Source organism: Thermostichus sp. OS-CIW-20 (assembly GCF_054061455.1).
This window is the reverse complement of record NZ_JBSSEF010000048.1, coordinates 1-15,082: the sequence shown is the minus strand read 5'-3', so window position 1 is coordinate 15,082 and position 15,082 is coordinate 1. Positions and strand designations below refer to the sequence as shown.

15 protein-coding genes and 1 CRISPR repeat array are annotated in these 15,082 nt (G+C 60.5%); of the genes, 5 read left to right on the top strand and 10 right to left on the bottom strand.

Annotation, left to right across the window (positions count from 1 at the left end; translation table 11 throughout):
* The first annotated feature begins 88 nt into the window (after positions 1-88).
* The gene (locus tag ACVWXC_RS12735; protein WP_206336919.1) at positions 89-286 is read left to right on the top strand and encodes a hypothetical protein; all 198 of its coding nucleotides are present in this window, start codon (positions 89-91) and stop codon (positions 284-286) included.
* Positions 287-417: 131 nt separating this feature from the next.
* Here the strand turns inward: ACVWXC_RS12735 and ACVWXC_RS12730 are convergent, their stop codons facing one another.
* Positions 418-1,395 carry an alpha-ketoacid dehydrogenase subunit beta gene (locus tag ACVWXC_RS12730; protein WP_011431127.1) on the bottom strand — a complete coding sequence of 326 codons (978 nt, stop codon included), beginning with the start codon at positions 1,393-1,395 and terminating at the stop codon, positions 418-420.
* Between the two features lie 342 nt (positions 1,396-1,737).
* A CRISPR array of direct repeats spans positions 1,738-2,542; the repeat unit is 36 nt; unit sequence GTTCCCCCTTCGGGGGGATCCCTAGAAATTGGAAAC.
* Between the two features lie 10 nt (positions 2,543-2,552).
* On the opposite strand from ACVWXC_RS12730, the gene pdxA reads away from it, so the two are divergent.
* Positions 2,553-3,602 carry a 4-hydroxythreonine-4-phosphate dehydrogenase PdxA gene (pdxA, locus tag ACVWXC_RS12725; protein WP_457393134.1) on the top strand — a complete coding sequence of 350 codons (1,050 nt, stop codon included), beginning with the start codon at positions 2,553-2,555 and terminating at the stop codon, positions 3,600-3,602.
* Here the strand turns inward: pdxA and rpiA are convergent.
* From rpiA to ACVWXC_RS12685, 8 genes are all read right to left on the bottom strand, one after another.
* The gene (gene rpiA / locus ACVWXC_RS12720; protein ID WP_457393131.1) at positions 3,559-4,251 is read right to left on the bottom strand and encodes a ribose-5-phosphate isomerase RpiA; all 693 of its coding nucleotides are present in this window, start codon (positions 4,249-4,251) and stop codon (positions 3,559-3,561) included. The genes pdxA and rpiA overlap by 44 nt on opposite strands.
* Before the next feature lie 30 nt (positions 4,252-4,281).
* Positions 4,282-5,664: a 30S ribosomal protein S12 methylthiotransferase RimO gene (rimO, locus tag ACVWXC_RS12715; RefSeq protein ID WP_099812874.1), complete on the bottom strand. Its 1,383-nt coding sequence runs from the start codon at positions 5,662-5,664 to the stop codon at positions 4,282-4,284.
* A 135-nt stretch (positions 5,665-5,799) separates the two neighbouring features.
* On the bottom strand, positions 5,800-6,591 hold the full coding sequence (cbiQ, locus tag ACVWXC_RS12710; RefSeq protein ID WP_099812875.1) for a cobalt ECF transporter T component CbiQ: 792 nt from the start codon (positions 6,589-6,591) through the stop codon (positions 5,800-5,802).
* Positions 6,592-6,640: 49 nt separating this feature from the next.
* The gene (gene cbiM, locus ACVWXC_RS12705) at positions 6,641-7,285 is read right to left on the bottom strand and encodes a cobalt transporter CbiM (protein ID WP_099812876.1); all 645 of its coding nucleotides are present in this window, start codon (positions 7,283-7,285) and stop codon (positions 6,641-6,643) included.
* Positions 7,286-7,287: 2 nt separating this feature from the next.
* On the bottom strand, positions 7,288-7,827 hold the full coding sequence (locus ACVWXC_RS12700; protein WP_011431121.1) for a hypothetical protein: 540 nt from the start codon (positions 7,825-7,827) through the stop codon (positions 7,288-7,290).
* A gap of 57 nt (positions 7,828-7,884) precedes the next feature.
* A complete protein-coding gene (locus ACVWXC_RS12695) occupies positions 7,885-8,805 on the bottom strand; it encodes a DUF4382 domain-containing protein (protein WP_240531067.1) in 921 nt (306 codons plus the stop codon).
* 128 nt (positions 8,806-8,933) lie between these two features.
* Positions 8,934-9,740: an SH3 domain-containing protein gene (locus tag ACVWXC_RS12690; protein ID WP_011431119.1), complete on the bottom strand. Its 807-nt coding sequence runs from the start codon at positions 9,738-9,740 to the stop codon at positions 8,934-8,936.
* Between the two features lie 167 nt (positions 9,741-9,907).
* Entirely contained in the window at positions 9,908-10,276 is a 369-nt protein-coding gene (locus ACVWXC_RS12685; RefSeq protein ID WP_099812877.1) for a hypothetical protein, read from the bottom strand.
* Between the two features lie 387 nt (positions 10,277-10,663).
* On the opposite strand from ACVWXC_RS12685, the gene ACVWXC_RS12680 reads away from it, so the two are divergent.
* Positions 10,664-11,383, top strand: coding sequence for a response regulator transcription factor (locus ACVWXC_RS12680; protein WP_457393123.1), 720 nt, complete (start codon positions 10,664-10,666; stop codon positions 11,381-11,383).
* A gap of 42 nt (positions 11,384-11,425) precedes the next feature.
* Here ACVWXC_RS12680 and ACVWXC_RS12675 read toward each other — a convergent pair whose 3' ends face one another.
* Entirely contained in the window at positions 11,426-12,304 is an 879-nt protein-coding gene (locus ACVWXC_RS12675; protein ID WP_099812878.1) for an ABC transporter ATP-binding protein, read from the bottom strand.
* A gap of 517 nt (positions 12,305-12,821) precedes the next feature.
* On the opposite strand from ACVWXC_RS12675, the gene ACVWXC_RS12670 reads away from it, so the two are divergent.
* Positions 12,822-14,450 (top strand): TM0106 family RecB-like putative nuclease, encoded by a 1,629-nt coding sequence (locus ACVWXC_RS12670; RefSeq protein WP_240527826.1) that lies wholly within the window; start codon positions 12,822-12,824, stop codon positions 14,448-14,450.
* A 47-nt stretch (positions 14,451-14,497) separates the two neighbouring features.
* Positions 14,498-14,965, top strand: a complete 468-nt coding sequence (locus ACVWXC_RS12665) for a response regulator (protein ID WP_143597172.1) — start codon at positions 14,498-14,500, stop codon at positions 14,963-14,965.
* Positions 14,966-15,082: the final 117 nt, after the last annotated feature.

Here is a 15,082-nt window from a genome sequence, read left to right as displayed (position 1 = left end):
GTTTTACATACCTAGCCATACCAAGCAGCCATACTGAACATATTGTACATTATTTTCAGTATAGTCCAGCATATCATTGACTAGAGTCATGCTCCATCGATTTTGTGGTGCGCTACTGGACTCGGCCTCGCAAGGCGGAGGTGCGCCGCGTCCGCACTCAGGTGATATCGCCCTCAAGCAGGCCTGTGACCGGGCCGGATTGGTCATTCCCTACCCGATTCGCACGGTGTACCTGTTCGACCAGCAGGATTTTCAGGATCACCTCCCCACTTCCAGAGCCGCCTAGGGATAGCGGGCCGGCAGCATTTGGAACCGGCTCTCCCCCAGCAACACCGCCTTGGGGTTGGGATAGGTATCTTGCAAAAGGGCGCAGGCACTCCCCGCCCTCCGGCTACTGCCTGCCAGCAGGCAAGAGTCTCATCCGTAGAGGAGCCGCTCCACCGCTGCCACAATATCTGCCGGCTGCACAATGGTGGCCGCTTCTAGCGTGCCGTTGTAGGGGGTGGGAATGTCTTGGGAGGCCAGGCGCACTACGGGCGCGTCCAGCTCGTCGAAGAGTTCTTCCATGATGCGGGCCGTCAGCTCTGCCCCAATGCCGCCCGTTTTCATGTCTTCTTCCACGATGACCACCCGGTGGGTTTTGCGCACCGAGGCAGCAATCGTCTCCATATCGAGGGGCTTGAGGGAGATCAAGTCGATCACTTCCGGATCGATCTCCTGCTCCAGCAGGGTGTCCACGGCCTTAAGCACGTGGTGGCGCATGCGCGAGTAGGTGAGGATGGTAACGTCAGATCCCGTGCGGACAACTTCCGCCTTGTCCAGGGGCAAGAGGTACTCCTCCTCCGGCAGGTCTTCTTTGAGGTTGTAGAGGAGCACATGCTCGAAAAAGAGAACGGGGTTGTCGTCGCGGATGGCCGACTTGAGCAGACCCTTGGCGTTGTAAGGGGTGGAACAGGCGACGATCTTCAGACCCGGCACTGCCTGAAAGTAAGCCTCCAGCCGCTGCGAGTGCTCGGCTCCCAATTGGCGTCCCACCCCGCCTGGCCCGCGGATCACCAGCGGGATCTTGAAGTTGCCGCCGGACGTGTAGCGCAGCATGCCGGCATTGTTGGCAATTTGGTTAAAGGCCAGGAGCAAAAAGCCCATGTTCATCCCTTCCACCACAGGCCGCAAGCCGGTCATGGCTGCCCCGATGGCCAAGCCGGTGAAGCTGTTTTCGCAAATGGGGGTATCCAGGAGGCGCATCTCCCCGTATTTGCGATATAGGTCTTTGGTGACTTTGTAGGAGCCGCCGTAGTGGCCCACATCCTCTCCCAGAACAAACACATTGGGATCCCTGGCCATCTCTTCGTCGAGGGCGGCACGCAAGGCATTGTAAAGGAAGGTCTCGGCCATAGAGGGCAACCGCTGCTCAAAAATGTTGCTAAGTTTCCATTAAACCATTTTGCCGGCAGGGATCCGCTGGCAGACAACCCGCTGGGCAGGGCACCTCGCCCCTAGGGATCCCAACCCCGGTCATGTTGCCAAAAGCACACCAAAACGGTATCAGCAGCTCTGCGAGCGCCTCGCCAAAACCCGCAAAGGCCGATTCTTTCGTTGACCCGCTCGATGCCTTGCGCCACAAGGCTTTCAGGCCTCTCACCCCCCCTCTTCGGGGCCCTTTTTTGCCGTTTTCGACCGACCCCCTCGCAAATAGGCCTTGCATTCCTTGCCCCGCTTGGGTTTAATAAGGGTAGAGTTCCCCCTTCGGGGGGATCCCTAGAAATTGGAAACAAGAAAGTAGACAGCAGCCATTCAAGTTGTTGTTGGGTTAACGTTCCCCCTTCGGGGGGATCCCTAGAAATTGGAAACCACCAAGAGTCTTGCAGTTATCCCGCATGATGATGGTAAGTTCCCCCTTCGGGGGGATCCCTAGAAATTGGAAACGAGGCTAGTTATTCGAGGTCATACCTCGTTGCAACCATGTACTCAAGTTCCCCCTTCGGGGGGATCCCTAGAAATTGGAAACATTTCGTAGGCTAAGCCAACTCCGATTACGTTAGCAAGTTCCCCCTTCGGGGGGGTCCCTAGAAATTGGAAACTAGAAGGAGCGGAACCCCCAGTCGTTGTCCACTTCTGAGGTTCCCCCTTCGGGGGGATCCCTAGAAATTGGAAACTTTAAAGACATAGTTGAGACTACTCGTTTTCAGTAGTCCTCTGTTCCCCCTTCGGGGGGATCCCTAGAAATTGGAAACGTTATCTATAAGTGCTCTTTGTTGAGCACTAGCTGGTTGGGGTTCCCCCTTCGGGGGGATCCCTAGAAATTGGAAACCTTCGCGAATGTCCCATCTATAGAGACAAACGCGAATAAAGGTTCCCCCTTCGGGGGGATCCCTAGAAATTGGAAACTCCAGTCGATGAAACAGCTTGTGTCCTTTTCATCGGTTGTAGTAGTTCCCCCTTCGGGGGGATCCCTAGAAATTGGAAACGGAAACTCAATCTCTCTTTCAGAGAGAAGCACCTTGAAGTTCCCCCTTCGGGGGGATCCCTAGAAATTGGACTAGAAATAGAAAATGAGCTTGCTGCTGCCGAAGCTAGCCCTGACATTGGGAGATCCGGCGGGGATTGGGCCAGAGATTGTGCTCAAGGCGCTGGCGGATCCCCAGGTGCAGGCCTGCGCCCAGATAACGGTGGTGGGCGAGCGGCAGGTTTTGGAAGCTACCTACTGCCTTCTGCGCCAGCGAGGGGCAACCGACCTGGCCGACCCGGCAGGGATCCCGGTGCTGGAGGGCGGCAGCGGCTTCTACCTAGAGCCGTCGCGCGTGGGCCGGGGGGATGTCGCAAGCGGGGCGGCCAGCTTTACCTACCTGAAAACAGCTATTGAAGAAGCGCTGCGGGGCCAGTTCCAGGGGATCGTGACCGCTCCCATTGCCAAATACCTCTGGCACCAGGCGGGCTACCCCTTCCCTGGCCAAACAGAAGTTCTGGCCCAGCTCAGCGGGAGCGAGCGCTACGGCATGCTGTTTGTGGCCCGTTCTCCCCACAGCGGCTGGCAGATCCGGGTTTTGCTGGCCACCACCCACATCCCCCTGAGCCAGGTGCCCCTCACCCTTACCCCGGAGCTGGTGCGCGCGAAGTTGGACTTGCTGGTTGGATCCCTGCGTAAGCTCTTTGGGATTGTCAATCCGGTGATTGCTGTGGCTGGCCTTAACCCCCATGCTGGCGAGCAGGGGCAGCTTGGGCAGGAAGAGAAAACGTGGCTGGCGGAGCTGCTAAGAACCTATCCCTACGCCAAAATCTGGGGGCCGCTTCCCCCCGATACCATGTGGCTAGCGCCCGCCCAGGCCTGGTATGGTCAAGGAGCTCCTGCTGTGGCCGATGCCTACCTGGCTCTCTACCACGACCAAGGCCTGATCCCCGTGAAGCTGCTGGCGTTTGACCGGGCCGTCAACCTAACCCTGGGGCTGCCCTTTATTCGCACCTCCCCCGACCACGGCACTGCCTTTGACCTAGCCGGGCAGGGGGTAGCCCGCGCCGAGAGCCTCAAGCAGGCCATCCTGCTAGCAGCCGAGCTGGCCCTCAGCTCTGCCGCAGCGTCTCGATCCCTTCAGGCCCAGCGATAATGGCCTCCGTGGCCATGCCGATAAACAGGCCGTGCTCCACCACCCCCACCGTTCCCTTGAGCTGCTCGGCCAGCTTGGCCGGATTGGCGATGGGGCCAAACTGGCAGTCGAGGATGTAGTGCTGCTCGTCGGTGAGGTAGGGATCCCCCTCGGCAGTGCGCCGCAGCACCGCCTGACAGCCCAGGGCCTCCACCCGCGCTAGGGTCGTCTTCCAGCCAAAGCGCACCACCTCCACCGGCACCGGGAAGCGGGTGCCCAGGTGGGCCACCTTTTTGGAGGCATCGACGATGATGATGAGCTCAGCAGCGCTGGCCTCCACCAGTTTCTCCCGCAGCAGAGCTCCCCCTGCCCCCTTGATGAGGTTGAGGGATCCCACTTCGATTTCGTCGGCTCCATCGATGGCAAGATCTAGGCGCGGCTGCTCCTCCAGCGTGGCCAGCGGGATCCCTAGAGAGCGGGCCTGTTCTGCCGTGCGCTCGGAAGTGGGCACCCCAATGAACTGCAGCCCCTCCTTTTGCATTCGCTGGGCTAGGGCGCCCACAGCAAAGGCGGCTGTGGATCCCGTGCCCAGCCCCACCACCATGCCCGACTGCACCTTTTGGGCCGCCGCTTGGGCTGCCGCCTGTTTCAGCTCATCTGCACTGGCCATCTCGCCTTTCCGAAGTTCAACCGAATTATTCTACCGTCCGCTCCAGCTAAAGCCTGCTGGCGCCTCCACCACCTGGCCAAAGAGATCGTAGGGCTCGGCCCGCGTAATCTGCACCGGCACCAGGGATCCCAGGGATCCCGGCCCGCGCACATACACCACCCCGTCCACCTCAGGGGCAAAGCGGGGGGAACGGCCAATCCACTCGCCGGTGCGGGGGTTTTCCTGCTCCAAAAGCACAGGCACCACCTGCCCCACCTGCTCGCGGTTGCGGCGGAAGGCGATCCCTTGCTGCAGTTGCATTAGGCGGGCGCGGCGCTCTTCCTTGAGGGGCTCCGGCACCTGCTGGGGCAGATGGTAGGCGGGCGTGCCCTCTTCCGGGGAAAAGGTGAACACCCCCACATGGTCAAATTGGTGGCGCTGGACAAACTCCAAAAGATGCTGGAAGTGCTCCTCCGTCTCGCCGGGAAAGCCGACGATAAAGCTGGTGCGCAGGACAGCCTTGGGCAGGGCCTGGCGCAGCCGTTCGATGAGCCGGTCGTTAACCTGGCCCTGCCAGGGGCGGTTCATGGCCTTGAGGATCGCTGGGTGGCTGTGCTGCAGCGGCAGATCCAGATAGAGCAAGAAATTGGGCGTCTCCTGAATGGCCTCCACCACCGCCGGCGTAATGCCCGTGGGGTAGGCATAGAGCATGCGGATCCAGGGGATGGGGATCTGGCCCAGAGCGCGGATAAGCTCGGCCAGCCGCGGCTCCCCGTAGAGGTCGAGCCCGTAGTTGGTGGTGATCTGGGAAATGAGGATTAGCTCCTGCACCCCTTCTGCAGCCAGTTGTTCTGCTTCCCGCAGAATGGACTCGATGGGGCGGGAGCGTTGCTTTCCCCGCAGGTGGGGGATGATGCAGAAGGAGCAGCGGTAATCACACCCTTCCGCCACCCGCAGGTAGGCCACCGGGGCATGGGTGGTGCGATAGCGGGGGACGGTCTCGTCGGCAATGTAATCTAAGCTCGAGGTAACGGCGTTAACCCGCTCTCCCCGCTCTGCCCGCTGGATAACCTGGACAATCTGGTGGTAGTCGCCGGTGCCGACGATGGCCACCGCCTCGGGGATCTCCCGCAGCAGCTCCTCTTGGAAGTGCTGCGCCAGGCAACCAGCGATGATGATCTTCTTGCCCTGCACCGCCAGCTCCATCAGGGTGCTGACCGACTCCCGCCGCGCCGCTTCGATGAAGCTGCAGGTGTTGACGATGACGTAGTCGGCGCTGTCTTCGTCGCCCTCCACCCGGTAGCCTGCCTGGGCCAGCAGGCCCAGCATGTGCTCGGTGTCCACCCGGTTTTTCTCACAGCCCAGGTGCACAACGGCAACAGCCGGCGCTTCCTTGAGGGAAGAGGTAGACAAAGCGGTTTCTAACCAGTTCATAGCCCCAGGAGAGGACGCGCAAATGGCGACAAGAGCTGAGAAGATTAAAGCCTTCTTATTCTAGTTCTAGTTGGGTTTTGCTTTTAAAGGCGGGGAAGAGAACCGTCTATCTTGTCTAACTCGCTGCCAACCCGCTCAATCGGGATAGCCCCCAAAGTTAACCAAAACCAAGCCAACAGCCACTGCCAGCGCCAGCCCGGTGGCCGCCCAACTGCAGGGATCCCCGCCAGCCGCTGGCGGCACCAAGGGCGCCCGCCCGTAGCCCCGCAGGCGCAGCGCCTGGTAAACTCGCTGCGAACGTTCGTAGCTGCGAACCAACAAAGTGCCCACGGCAGCAGCCAGAAAGGGCAGGTCTTGCCGCCAAGTTGGCCCAGGCTGCCACAGGGATCCCCGCGGTCGCCAGCCCCTCAGCCGCGCGGCCCGCTGCATCCGCTGCCACTGGCTGCCCACTTCCTGCAAATAGCGCTGGGTTAGCCAGGCCAGTTCCAGGAGGAGGTCGGGGATCCCCAGCGCCCGCAAAGCTGCCAACAGGGCCGGTAGGGGAGTGGTCTCCAACAGCAGCGTCGCCAGCGCTAAAAGCGCCAGGCTGCGCCCGCCAAGGCAGAGGGCCCTCTCCAGCCCCTCCCAGCGCAAAGCCAGGGATCCCCAGCGCCAGAGGAGGGTGTCCCCAACGGCAAAGGGCAGGAAGAGGACAAAGGCTATCAACAGAACGCCGGGAGCGGCCAGGCGTCTGAGCCCTCGGCGCAGAGGCAATCCGGAGAGCCCCCAGAGAAAAGCCACCACCGCCCAGACCAGGGGTAGCAAGGCCAGGCGCTGCACCTGGGCAAAGGCCGCCATCAGTGCCAGCAGGCCAACCAGCTTGGGCAGGGGCCGCCAGCGGTGCAGCCAAGAAGGGGGCGGCGGCAGGGGAGCTTGTGAAGAAAGCATCCTCTCCCTAACCGGCATGGCCCGACGACAGGGATGAACAGCCTCAGCCCTATCTTTGGGCATCTTCTCCCAGCAGCTCCGGCTGCACCCGCTGCAAAAACCCCACCACCCAACGGGTAAACAGCCCCTCCACCACCGCCAGCGGCAGGTGGGCAGCTACCAAACTGGTCAGAGCCAGGTGCTCTGCCGAGGTGGAAGGGATCCCCTCCCTGCGCAGCGCCGCCAGCACCACGCCGTAAAACAGCAGCGCCGCCAGCACCACCCCCACCGCTCCCGCCCAAAAAGCGGCCCAGCCCGTGCCCAACCAGCGCCGGCTTGCCCGGAAGATCCCTCCTGCCAGAAGCGCCGGGATCCCCATAATGGCGGCGTTGATCCCCAGGGTGGTCAACCCCCCATGCCCAAAAGCCACCGCCTGAAAAAACAGGCCCACCACAATTGCCGGGTAGGCCAAGGCCCCCAGCATCACGCCCATCAGCCCATTGAGCAGCAGGTGCAGGCTGGCCGGGGGAAAAGGCAGGTGAAGGGAGGAGGCGACAAAAAAGGCCGCCGTGAGCAGCGCTGCCTTGGGGAGCTGGCGGCGGGGATCCTTTTCCAACCGCTGGAGGAGGTGTAGGCTCCAACCCGTAAGCAGGGCAGTGATGCCATAACCCCCCAGCCAAAGCGGTGCTGGCAAAAGGCCCTCGCTGATGTGCATGGCTAGTCTTGGCTCAAAGCGGCAGCATCCACTGGGGAGTCGGGGAGTTCTGGGCCTTGGAAGGGGCGGGGCCGGGAAAAAAACAGGGCCGTGCCCAAACAGCCCCAGATAACACAGGCAGCCATAACCCCCCGCTGCAGGGGGCCAAAGCCAGGGGAGGAGGGGCTGGGGATCCCTTCTGCCTGCATACCCTCCTCGCCCACCGGCACGTTCACCACCCCGCCGTGGCCGGCCTGGCGAATGCGCACCTGCCACAGTCCCTTAAGCTCAGGATCCGGCTGCAGCCAAAACCGGCCCTCTCCGTCTGTCTCTCCCTCCTGCCAGGGGAGAGTGGGATTGGTGGGCGCAAACACCGTAACTCGGGCAAAACGCATCGGCTCGCCGGAATCGTAGCGGGCCTGGATCTCAAAGGTGGGAACAGCCCGCCAAGAGGCCTCCACCCCATGGCCCCAAGCCGGCGGAGATAGGAGCAGGCCCAAGGCCAACCAGCTCAGTTGCCAGGAAGGGGAAAAAGGGATGCGCTTTGGCCAGACTGAGTTCATCGGTCAGCAAAAGACAGAGGACACCCTTCGATCTCAAAAGCCACCCAGGCCTAAAACCTAAGGCAAGGATCCCGTCCCGCCGAGGCCGCCAGAGGAGGCGCGGCAGTGGCCCTCTCCCACGTGCCCCAAGCTCTGCAGGCTCTGCAAGACGGCCTGGGCCCTAGGGGATCCCTCCTGCAGGCTGCCCCAGTCCACCTCCAGCGGCTGGGATCCCGCCTTTAGCCCTTGCTCGAGGGAGACTGGGTCAACTGGGTCCAACTTCACAAGGGAGGCAAACCCCAGCGCCGCTGAGTTGAGGTCGTCCTTGGGAGGCAGGCTGCCATTCCCAAACAGGTGGTCGAAGTGGAAAGTCGCCTCCAGATCCGCCACCTGGCCTGCCCGGACAAAGCCCTTGCGCGTCTCCCCCACGTACTCGCCGCAGACAAAAGCCAGCTCGGGGCTGAACTTGAGCACAAAGGGGATCGCCTCTCCCTCCCCTTCTGCCGGTCGAGCTCTGCCCTCGATCCAGAGGGAGTAGCCCTTTGCTGGCCCCTCCGCTGCCGGCACTAGGCGCCAGGCCAGGGCGTTGTAGTGCCCAGGGGGGGCTTCCAGGGATCCCAGCAGGGCTCGCTCCGGCACCAAATCCACCGTAAGAGGCCCTGTCAGGCTGACCAAGGCCTTGGCCTGGAGCTCGCCTTCCCCTTGCGGATCAAAAGGGGGATCCGTCTGGTAGGCCGTAATGTCCGCCAGCGTCACGTACACATGCTCAAACTGCAACGCCCAGCCCTCTTTGGAGACCAGCCCCTCCCGCAGGAACGCTTCGCCGTTGGCCCACAGCTCCAGCGTGCCCGTAGCCGAGGCAGAGATCGCCTGCCCATCCCTGGCTGGCCCCGGCTCGACAGGCGGGCGACAAGCCGTCATGCCGGCTCCCAGACCCAGGGCCACCAGAACCATCCCTTTGGCCAGGGGTCGCAGCAATGACCACTGAAACCAAGACATCAGGTGCTGCCACCAGTGTAAGAACTCCCTCCCGCTAGCGCGCCTGCCCCTCCCGACAGCGGCTGGCGGTACTGTCCCAGCCAACCACAAGCTCTCGCCAACCTACAATCCCCCACCGGGGCATCTTGCTACTCTTGCGCCAGGTTGCCGGCCCGCACCCAACCTTCCTGCCCGTTCTGGCGCCGGATGCGCTGCCAGCGGCCATCGGCGCTGTACTCCAACACCGTCACCACCTCATTCATGGGCAGGCCACCAATGTAAGCCCCTTCCCGGTCGGGAGTGGCCCGTAGCGCCAGGCCAATCGGCTCGATCACCCGCCCCTGCGCACCTGGGGCAATGCTTGTTGCTGCGGGGGGCCGAGTCGGCAAAGGAGTGGACTCTGGTGTGGATTCGACCGCAGGCGTTGCAGCAGTTGTGGCTGAAGCAACCGCTGCCCCACCCTCCACGGGGCCCAAATTGCCGGCCCGCACCCAGCCTTCCTGGCCGTTTAGCTCCCGCCGCACCCGCTGCCAGCGGCCATCAGCGCTGTACTCCAGCACCGTCACCGTTTCCCCCGCCACAATTCCCCCTTGGTAGGCTCCGTCAGCAGAAGGCTGGCTGCGAATGGCTAGACCTATGGGCTCGATTACCCGCCCGCGGCTGCCGGGGGGAAAGGCCTCAGGGTCGATGGTGCCCGCCGCCGGCAAGGACTCCGTCCCACTGACGCGAACAGAGGGGGAGGAAGGCAAACTTGTCGGGCTGGGTAAGGGATCCACACGCACCGCGCGAGGAAACTGAGGCGCCGCAGGAGGAGCCAGCAGGGGGGCAATGAACCGCCACGCCTGCCAACCCAGAGCAGCCAAGACCCCAACCGAGAGGCTCAGTGCCATTAAGGTGCCGAAGGGAAAACCGCTGGCAGCAGGAGAAGAACGGCCTCGCATTGGGTAGTTAGCCATCCAAAACTCAGCTCCCAAAAGCCGGAGACGAAAGCAAAGGGCTTTGCCAACGCTTGCAAGTACCAGAGCATCTCTGGTACTTCTAGTTTCGCCTCTGTGTACTGCCTTGGGAAGCCACCTACCCAGGGGCAACGCTGTCTGGAGCAAATCAGTAGCAAGTTTAGTTTCTACTTAGTGAACATATTCTCCCAGTCGGTGGTGAGAACCTCGTGGCCAAATGTCCACCCGGCCAGGAGCAAGGGCAAGGCCAAGCCCAGGAAGCCGAAGAAACTGATGACCTGGGCAATTTGTCGCTGGGCCCTTTTCTTTTTCGGGTCGGGGATGTAATTAGCAGCTACTGTGAGCTTTGAGCAAAAGGCCACCACCACCGCCCCCACCGGTCCCAAAACCAGCGAAGGCCACAGCCAATCCGCTACCTGCGCATACTCGTAGGCCCGGGTAAACGGCATGATGACAAAACAGGCCAGCTCCAGGATCCCCCAGGTGAAGAGGGCCAACTGGATATCTTTGCGAAAGACTTCGTTGGGATTGTACATAGGCTTCTGGGATAAACCGGCGTGCAACTTTAAGGTTTGGCCTGCAAGTACAGAAGTGGCGAGGTTTTTGAATGGGCTTCTCTCTGCGGGCAAGAAGCTGCTGCGCGAATCCCTTTTACCTTACCCTTTCCCTTTCCTCCGGACAACCCAGTAGAATGAATAATGCCTGAGATTCTTGGGTTAGCCTCCCTTGATTTACCCAGAGAAAGAGGGTTCCAGAAAGGCCAAGCTCCTGGTGCAATCCAATGGGTAATGTAAAAACCTGAAGCTATCTGTTGTAGTCTGGATGGGCTGCCCTCTCCTGCCCAGGCGCAAAATGCGTTTGCCCTGCGGGCAGGGCTTTTCTACAACTCTGCCTCGTGCTGACTGTGAGAGCGTCAAGCTGCCATGTTACGCATCCTCATCATCGATGACGATCCCAGCATTTGCGCGCTGCTCAAGCGGTATTTGCAGCAGCAGGGGTACTCAGTCGAGGTAGCGACGACGGGGGCCGAGGGCCTCCAGCAGTTGCGCGCTTTTCAGCCAGGCTTGGTGATTTTGGATCTGAATTTGCCGGATGTGAGCGGCTACGACCTTTGCCAGCAGATGCAAAAAGAGACCGGCGTGTATGTGTTGATGTTAACCAGCCGAGTGAATCCTGCCGACAAGCTGCAAGGATTTCAGCTAGGCGCAGATGACTACCTGACCAAACCCTTCAGCCTGCCGGAGTTACAGGCGCGGGTACAAGCTATCCTGCGCCGAGGGCGGACGAGAACGGAAACAGGCAGCGCGCCGGTTTTGACTTTTCCCTCCTTGGTGATCGACCCGACCACCCGAGAAGTTATCCGTGACCGTCGCCCGATTAACCTGACCGCTCTAGAGTTTGATTTGCTCTACGCCATGGCTCGACACCCAGGACGGGTGTGGCGACGGTCTGAGCTGATTCAAGAGGTGTGGGATTTTAACCACGAGGGAGATGAACGGGTGGTCGATGTCCACATCGGCCAAATTCGCAAGAAGCTGGAAACCGATACCAGCCAACCGGAGCTGATCCGCACCGTGCGCGGAGTTGGCTACAAGTTCGAGCCCCCCACTCCAAAGGAGGGATGGGGAGAGGAAAAACCGTAACCTCCCTCTTTCCGAAGGAGAGAGGTTGAGGCTGAGGGCGCGCTAATCCAGGCGACGGCCCGTCAAGCGTACAAAAATATCTTCTAAGTTGGCAGGGCGCACCATCAGGCCGGTTTTGTCGGGTTCCGCTTCCAACTGCCGCTGGGCCTCCGCCAAGCTGGGGAAAAAGGTGTAGCTCACCTCCTGGCCAGGGCGGGAGCGCACCAGCAGGGCTTCTCCGTACTTGGCCCGCAACTGGTCGGTGCTGCCCAGCTCGATTAGCTTCCCGCCGTCCATGATGCCGATGCGGTCACACAGCTCCTCGGCCTCTTCCATGTAGTGGGTGGTAATCAGCAAGGTCATCCCCTGCCGGTTCAGATCCCGCAGGATCTCCCACAGCAGCCGCCGCGCCTGGGGATCCAACCCAACGGTTGGCTCGTCCAAAAACAAAATTTGAGGCCGGTGCAACAGCGCCCTGGCCACCTGGAGGCGCCGCTTCATGCCGCCGGAGAGGGTCTTCACTTTGTCGTGCCGCCGGTCGGCCAGCTTCACGTACTCCAGCCACTCGTCGATGCGCTGCTGCCGCTCCGGGTTGGGGATGTGGTGCATGCGCCCATGGAACTCCAGGTTTTCCCAAACCGTCAGCTCTGCTTCCAGGGTGATGGGCTGCAACACCACGCCGATCTGCCGCCGCACCGCCAAGGGATCCCGCACCACATCATACCCCCCTACGCGGATGGATCCCTGGCTGGGGCGGGTCAGGCTGGTGAGCATGCGGATGGTGGTGGATTTGCCGGCGCCGTTGGGCCCTAGCAGGGCAAACACCTCCCCCTGCGGGATCCGCAGGCTCAAGTCCTGAACCGCCACCTGCTGCCCAAAACGCTTCCACACCCCCTGCATTTCCACTGCCGCCGGCTGGGTCTGGGACAGGGCCGGGGCCATCGAAAGAGCGCTTACAGTCGGCTCCATCTGCGGGTGTAAAGAAATCTTTCTCCTTTAGCATACGCCAGGGCAGCCCCCCAAAACAGGTTTCTGGCGGGGAGCCCTTGGGCGGTCTCCTTTTGCTTTTTCAACTTCTCTAGGGCTGTGATCTCGCTCATCATCGTTTTCCCGTCAGCATTGAAAATGGTGAACGAGACCCAGTATTGACAAAACCACACCTAGCCCAGCAAATTGCGCAGAACAGCTCAGGCATTGGCCTAGCTGCTGAGCAACAATGAAGAGGCAAGGTGGGGTCAAGCCCCAGCTTTTCCCCAGCCAACAAAACGCAGCAATAGCCAGATGCAAAACAGAGACCGATTTGACCAAATTGATTTCCGCCTCGATCGCCTGGTAGGGGCGGTACTGACTTTGGCTGAAGCCGTCAATATCCCTCACCTTTTGTCAGCTCAAGATCCCAGGTCGTAAGGGATCCCCAAAAGGCGTGCCAAAATGGCAGCAGAGCTGAGGTTGTCCGCCGTTGGAGTTCCAGCAGGGTTCTGTTGACGCAGAAGAGTTGCTGGCCTTTTTTCGCTGTCGGCGCCTGCCCTACCTAGATCGCTTTGGGCCTCAAGAAGCCAAGCTGCCGCCGGAAAGCCTGCTGGAGCAATGGCGTCGGGATCGTCAAGCCCTGCAAGCTGCTGTGCTGGAGCGATTTCCGGGAGAAGAGGTGGCGCCGGGCAATGAAGCTCTCTTAGCAGCTATGGCAGCAGGGGCGGAGCGGATCTACGGCGGCCAAGTCGTCGCAAAGCTGTTTTGGGAAGTGGATCCGGAGGGAGCGGCAGAGGCGGAGCCTACCGACTCTGAAGTTGCCCTCGCCCCCTCCCTTGAGACAGAGGTGGAGCTCACCGAAGACAACTCCACCGACAAGACATCCTCCAGCCTTGCGCTGCCGCCTGAGGCTATTCCAGAGTTTCGTTCCGTTTGGGTAAGCAGCTCACTGGATCTCTTGATTCGGGATCCCTCCAGTATCGGCAAGGGCCAGCTCTCCTACCTACCGGTTCACATTCGCATTGGCAAGCGCCCCAAGCCGGAGTACGAGTTGTTGTTGGCGTTGCAGGCCGAGTTGCTTGGATCCCTGCAGGGTCAGGTACCCAAATGCGGCTTCTTGATCTTAAAAGACGGGAAGTGGCACCTTGTTCACCTCAGCCGACGCCGCACCCAGGTGCGTCGCTTGCTGCAAGATTATCTGCACTCCCTTGAGCAGGCGGAGCCGCCGCAGGTGTTTATGGCCCGCAGCCGCTGTCATCTTTGTCACTGGCGGGAGCACTGTCGGCAGTTGAATGCCGTCGCCCAGCCCCTCAGCCTGCTGCCGGGCGTAACCGGATCCCGCTATCCCCTTTTGCAGGAGGCAGGGATCCATTCGATTGAGGCTTTAGCTAACGCTCGCCTGGAGATGCTCCAGGCTATCCCCAAGCTGGGAGCCGGCGTGGCCCTGCAACTGCAGCTTCAAGCCCGTGCCACCCTCAGCCGCAAGCCCCTCTGGCTGCAATCCCCGCCTCAGGCTCTGCCGACAGCGCCCGTGGAGCTGTACTTCGATATCGAGGCGGATCCCCGCCACAACGTCGCTTACCTACTGGGCTTGCTCGTGGTAGAACAAGCAGAGGAGAACAAGGTTGTCAACTACTACAGTTGCCTAGCTGCTGAGCCGCGAGAGGAAGGGCAAGCCTGGCAACAATTCCTACAGCTAGTTCAACGCTACCCTGAGGCCCCCATCTATCATTTTCACAGCTTTGAAGTACAGACTTGTCGGCGACTGGGGGAGCAGCACCAAACGGATCCCCGAGAGGTGCGGCAACTGCTGAAGCGCTTTGTAGATTTGCACAGCTGGGTTCAGCGCTCGGTAGTGCTACCCATCGAGAGCTACTCCCTGAAAAACATCGCTCGCTGGCTGGGGTTTAAGTGGCGACTACCCGAGGGCAGTGGAGCCCACTCCATCTACTGGTACAGCCAGTGGCTGGAAACACGAGATCGCCGCTATTTGGAGCAGTCGCTCATCTACAACGAGGACGACTGCCGGGCTACCTATTGCCTTAAAAACTGGCTAAGCCAAGGTTCGGTTCTTGCCCCCGTCGACGGCCCAAGCCCAGATACTTGGGCCGGACATTGATCGAACCAGCACCATCTCGGTGGAATCGAAATCTGCCTCTCCTCATTTTGCTAACGAAAGATGCTGATCTCAAGCGCATGCTCTTGCAAAAGCCTATTGACCCAGATGCTATCTTTAAGATTCTCAACGAGCAACTAGATTATGCCAAAAATGAAGCCTCAAACCTCGAGAGAAAAAGGATTTTAGTTGTGGATGACAACAAGTCATTCGTCCTTGCGCTGAGAGAACCACTGGATCCCTGGAGACTTGACCTGTACTCCCTCTCGATCCCAAAAGACTTTTGGGAGCAGCTTAATCAAATAATGTCGGAATTAAACGACCGAGATTGGAGCAAGATCCCGATACTCTTCCTAATCGCCCACCCAGACCCTCACACACTCGAACAAGTCTTTCAAGCGGGAGAGGATGACTTCGTTGGTAAACCCATCGTCGGTCCAGAGCTGATCACGCACATCTTCAACCATCTGGAACGCACAGAACTCTTACGGCGAGCTCAAGGGAGAAACTTCCCGTAAGTTTTACCCCCAGATGAAAATTAACCCCCCTTGTATTGGGGGGTTGGTGTGGAGAGATGAGCCTGGCACCGAGCTAGGTTACCGGAGGGTCACCCCTCAAGTAGGTTCGCCGCTGAT

What these genes read in the sequence shown, in the direction of transcription:
- ACVWXC_RS12735 (WP_206336919.1), top strand. Translation starts at nt 89, where the DNA reads ATGCTCCATCGATTTTGTGGTGCGCTACTGGACTCGGCCTCGCAAGGC.
- ACVWXC_RS12730 (WP_011431127.1), bottom strand. Translation starts at nt 1,395, where the DNA reads ATGGCCGAGACCTTCCTTTACAATGCCTTGCGTGCCGCCCTCGACGAA.
- pdxA (WP_457393134.1), top strand. Translation starts at nt 2,553, where the DNA reads ATGAGCTTGCTGCTGCCGAAGCTAGCCCTGACATTGGGAGATCCGGCG.
- rpiA (WP_457393131.1), bottom strand. Translation starts at nt 4,251, where the DNA reads ATGGCCAGTGCAGATGAGCTGAAACAGGCGGCAGCCCAAGCGGCGGCC.
- rimO (WP_099812874.1), bottom strand. Translation starts at nt 5,664, where the DNA reads ATGAACTGGTTAGAAACCGCTTTGTCTACCTCTTCCCTCAAGGAAGCG.
- cbiQ (WP_099812875.1), bottom strand. Translation starts at nt 6,591, where the DNA reads ATGCTTTCTTCACAAGCTCCCCTGCCGCCGCCCCCTTCTTGGCTGCAC.
- cbiM (WP_099812876.1), bottom strand. Translation starts at nt 7,285, where the DNA reads ATGCACATCAGCGAGGGCCTTTTGCCAGCACCGCTTTGGCTGGGGGGT.
- ACVWXC_RS12700 (WP_011431121.1), bottom strand. Translation starts at nt 7,827, where the DNA reads ATGAACTCAGTCTGGCCAAAGCGCATCCCTTTTTCCCCTTCCTGGCAA.
- ACVWXC_RS12695 (WP_240531067.1), bottom strand. Translation starts at nt 8,805, where the DNA reads ATGTCTTGGTTTCAGTGGTCATTGCTGCGACCCCTGGCCAAAGGGATG.
- ACVWXC_RS12690 (WP_011431119.1), bottom strand. Translation starts at nt 9,740, where the DNA reads ATGGCTAACTACCCAATGCGAGGCCGTTCTTCTCCTGCTGCCAGCGGT.
- ACVWXC_RS12685 (WP_099812877.1), bottom strand. Translation starts at nt 10,276, where the DNA reads ATGTACAATCCCAACGAAGTCTTTCGCAAAGATATCCAGTTGGCCCTC.
- ACVWXC_RS12680 (WP_457393123.1), top strand. Translation starts at nt 10,664, where the DNA reads ATGTTACGCATCCTCATCATCGATGACGATCCCAGCATTTGCGCGCTG.
- ACVWXC_RS12675 (WP_099812878.1), bottom strand. Translation starts at nt 12,304, where the DNA reads ATGGCCCCGGCCCTGTCCCAGACCCAGCCGGCGGCAGTGGAAATGCAG.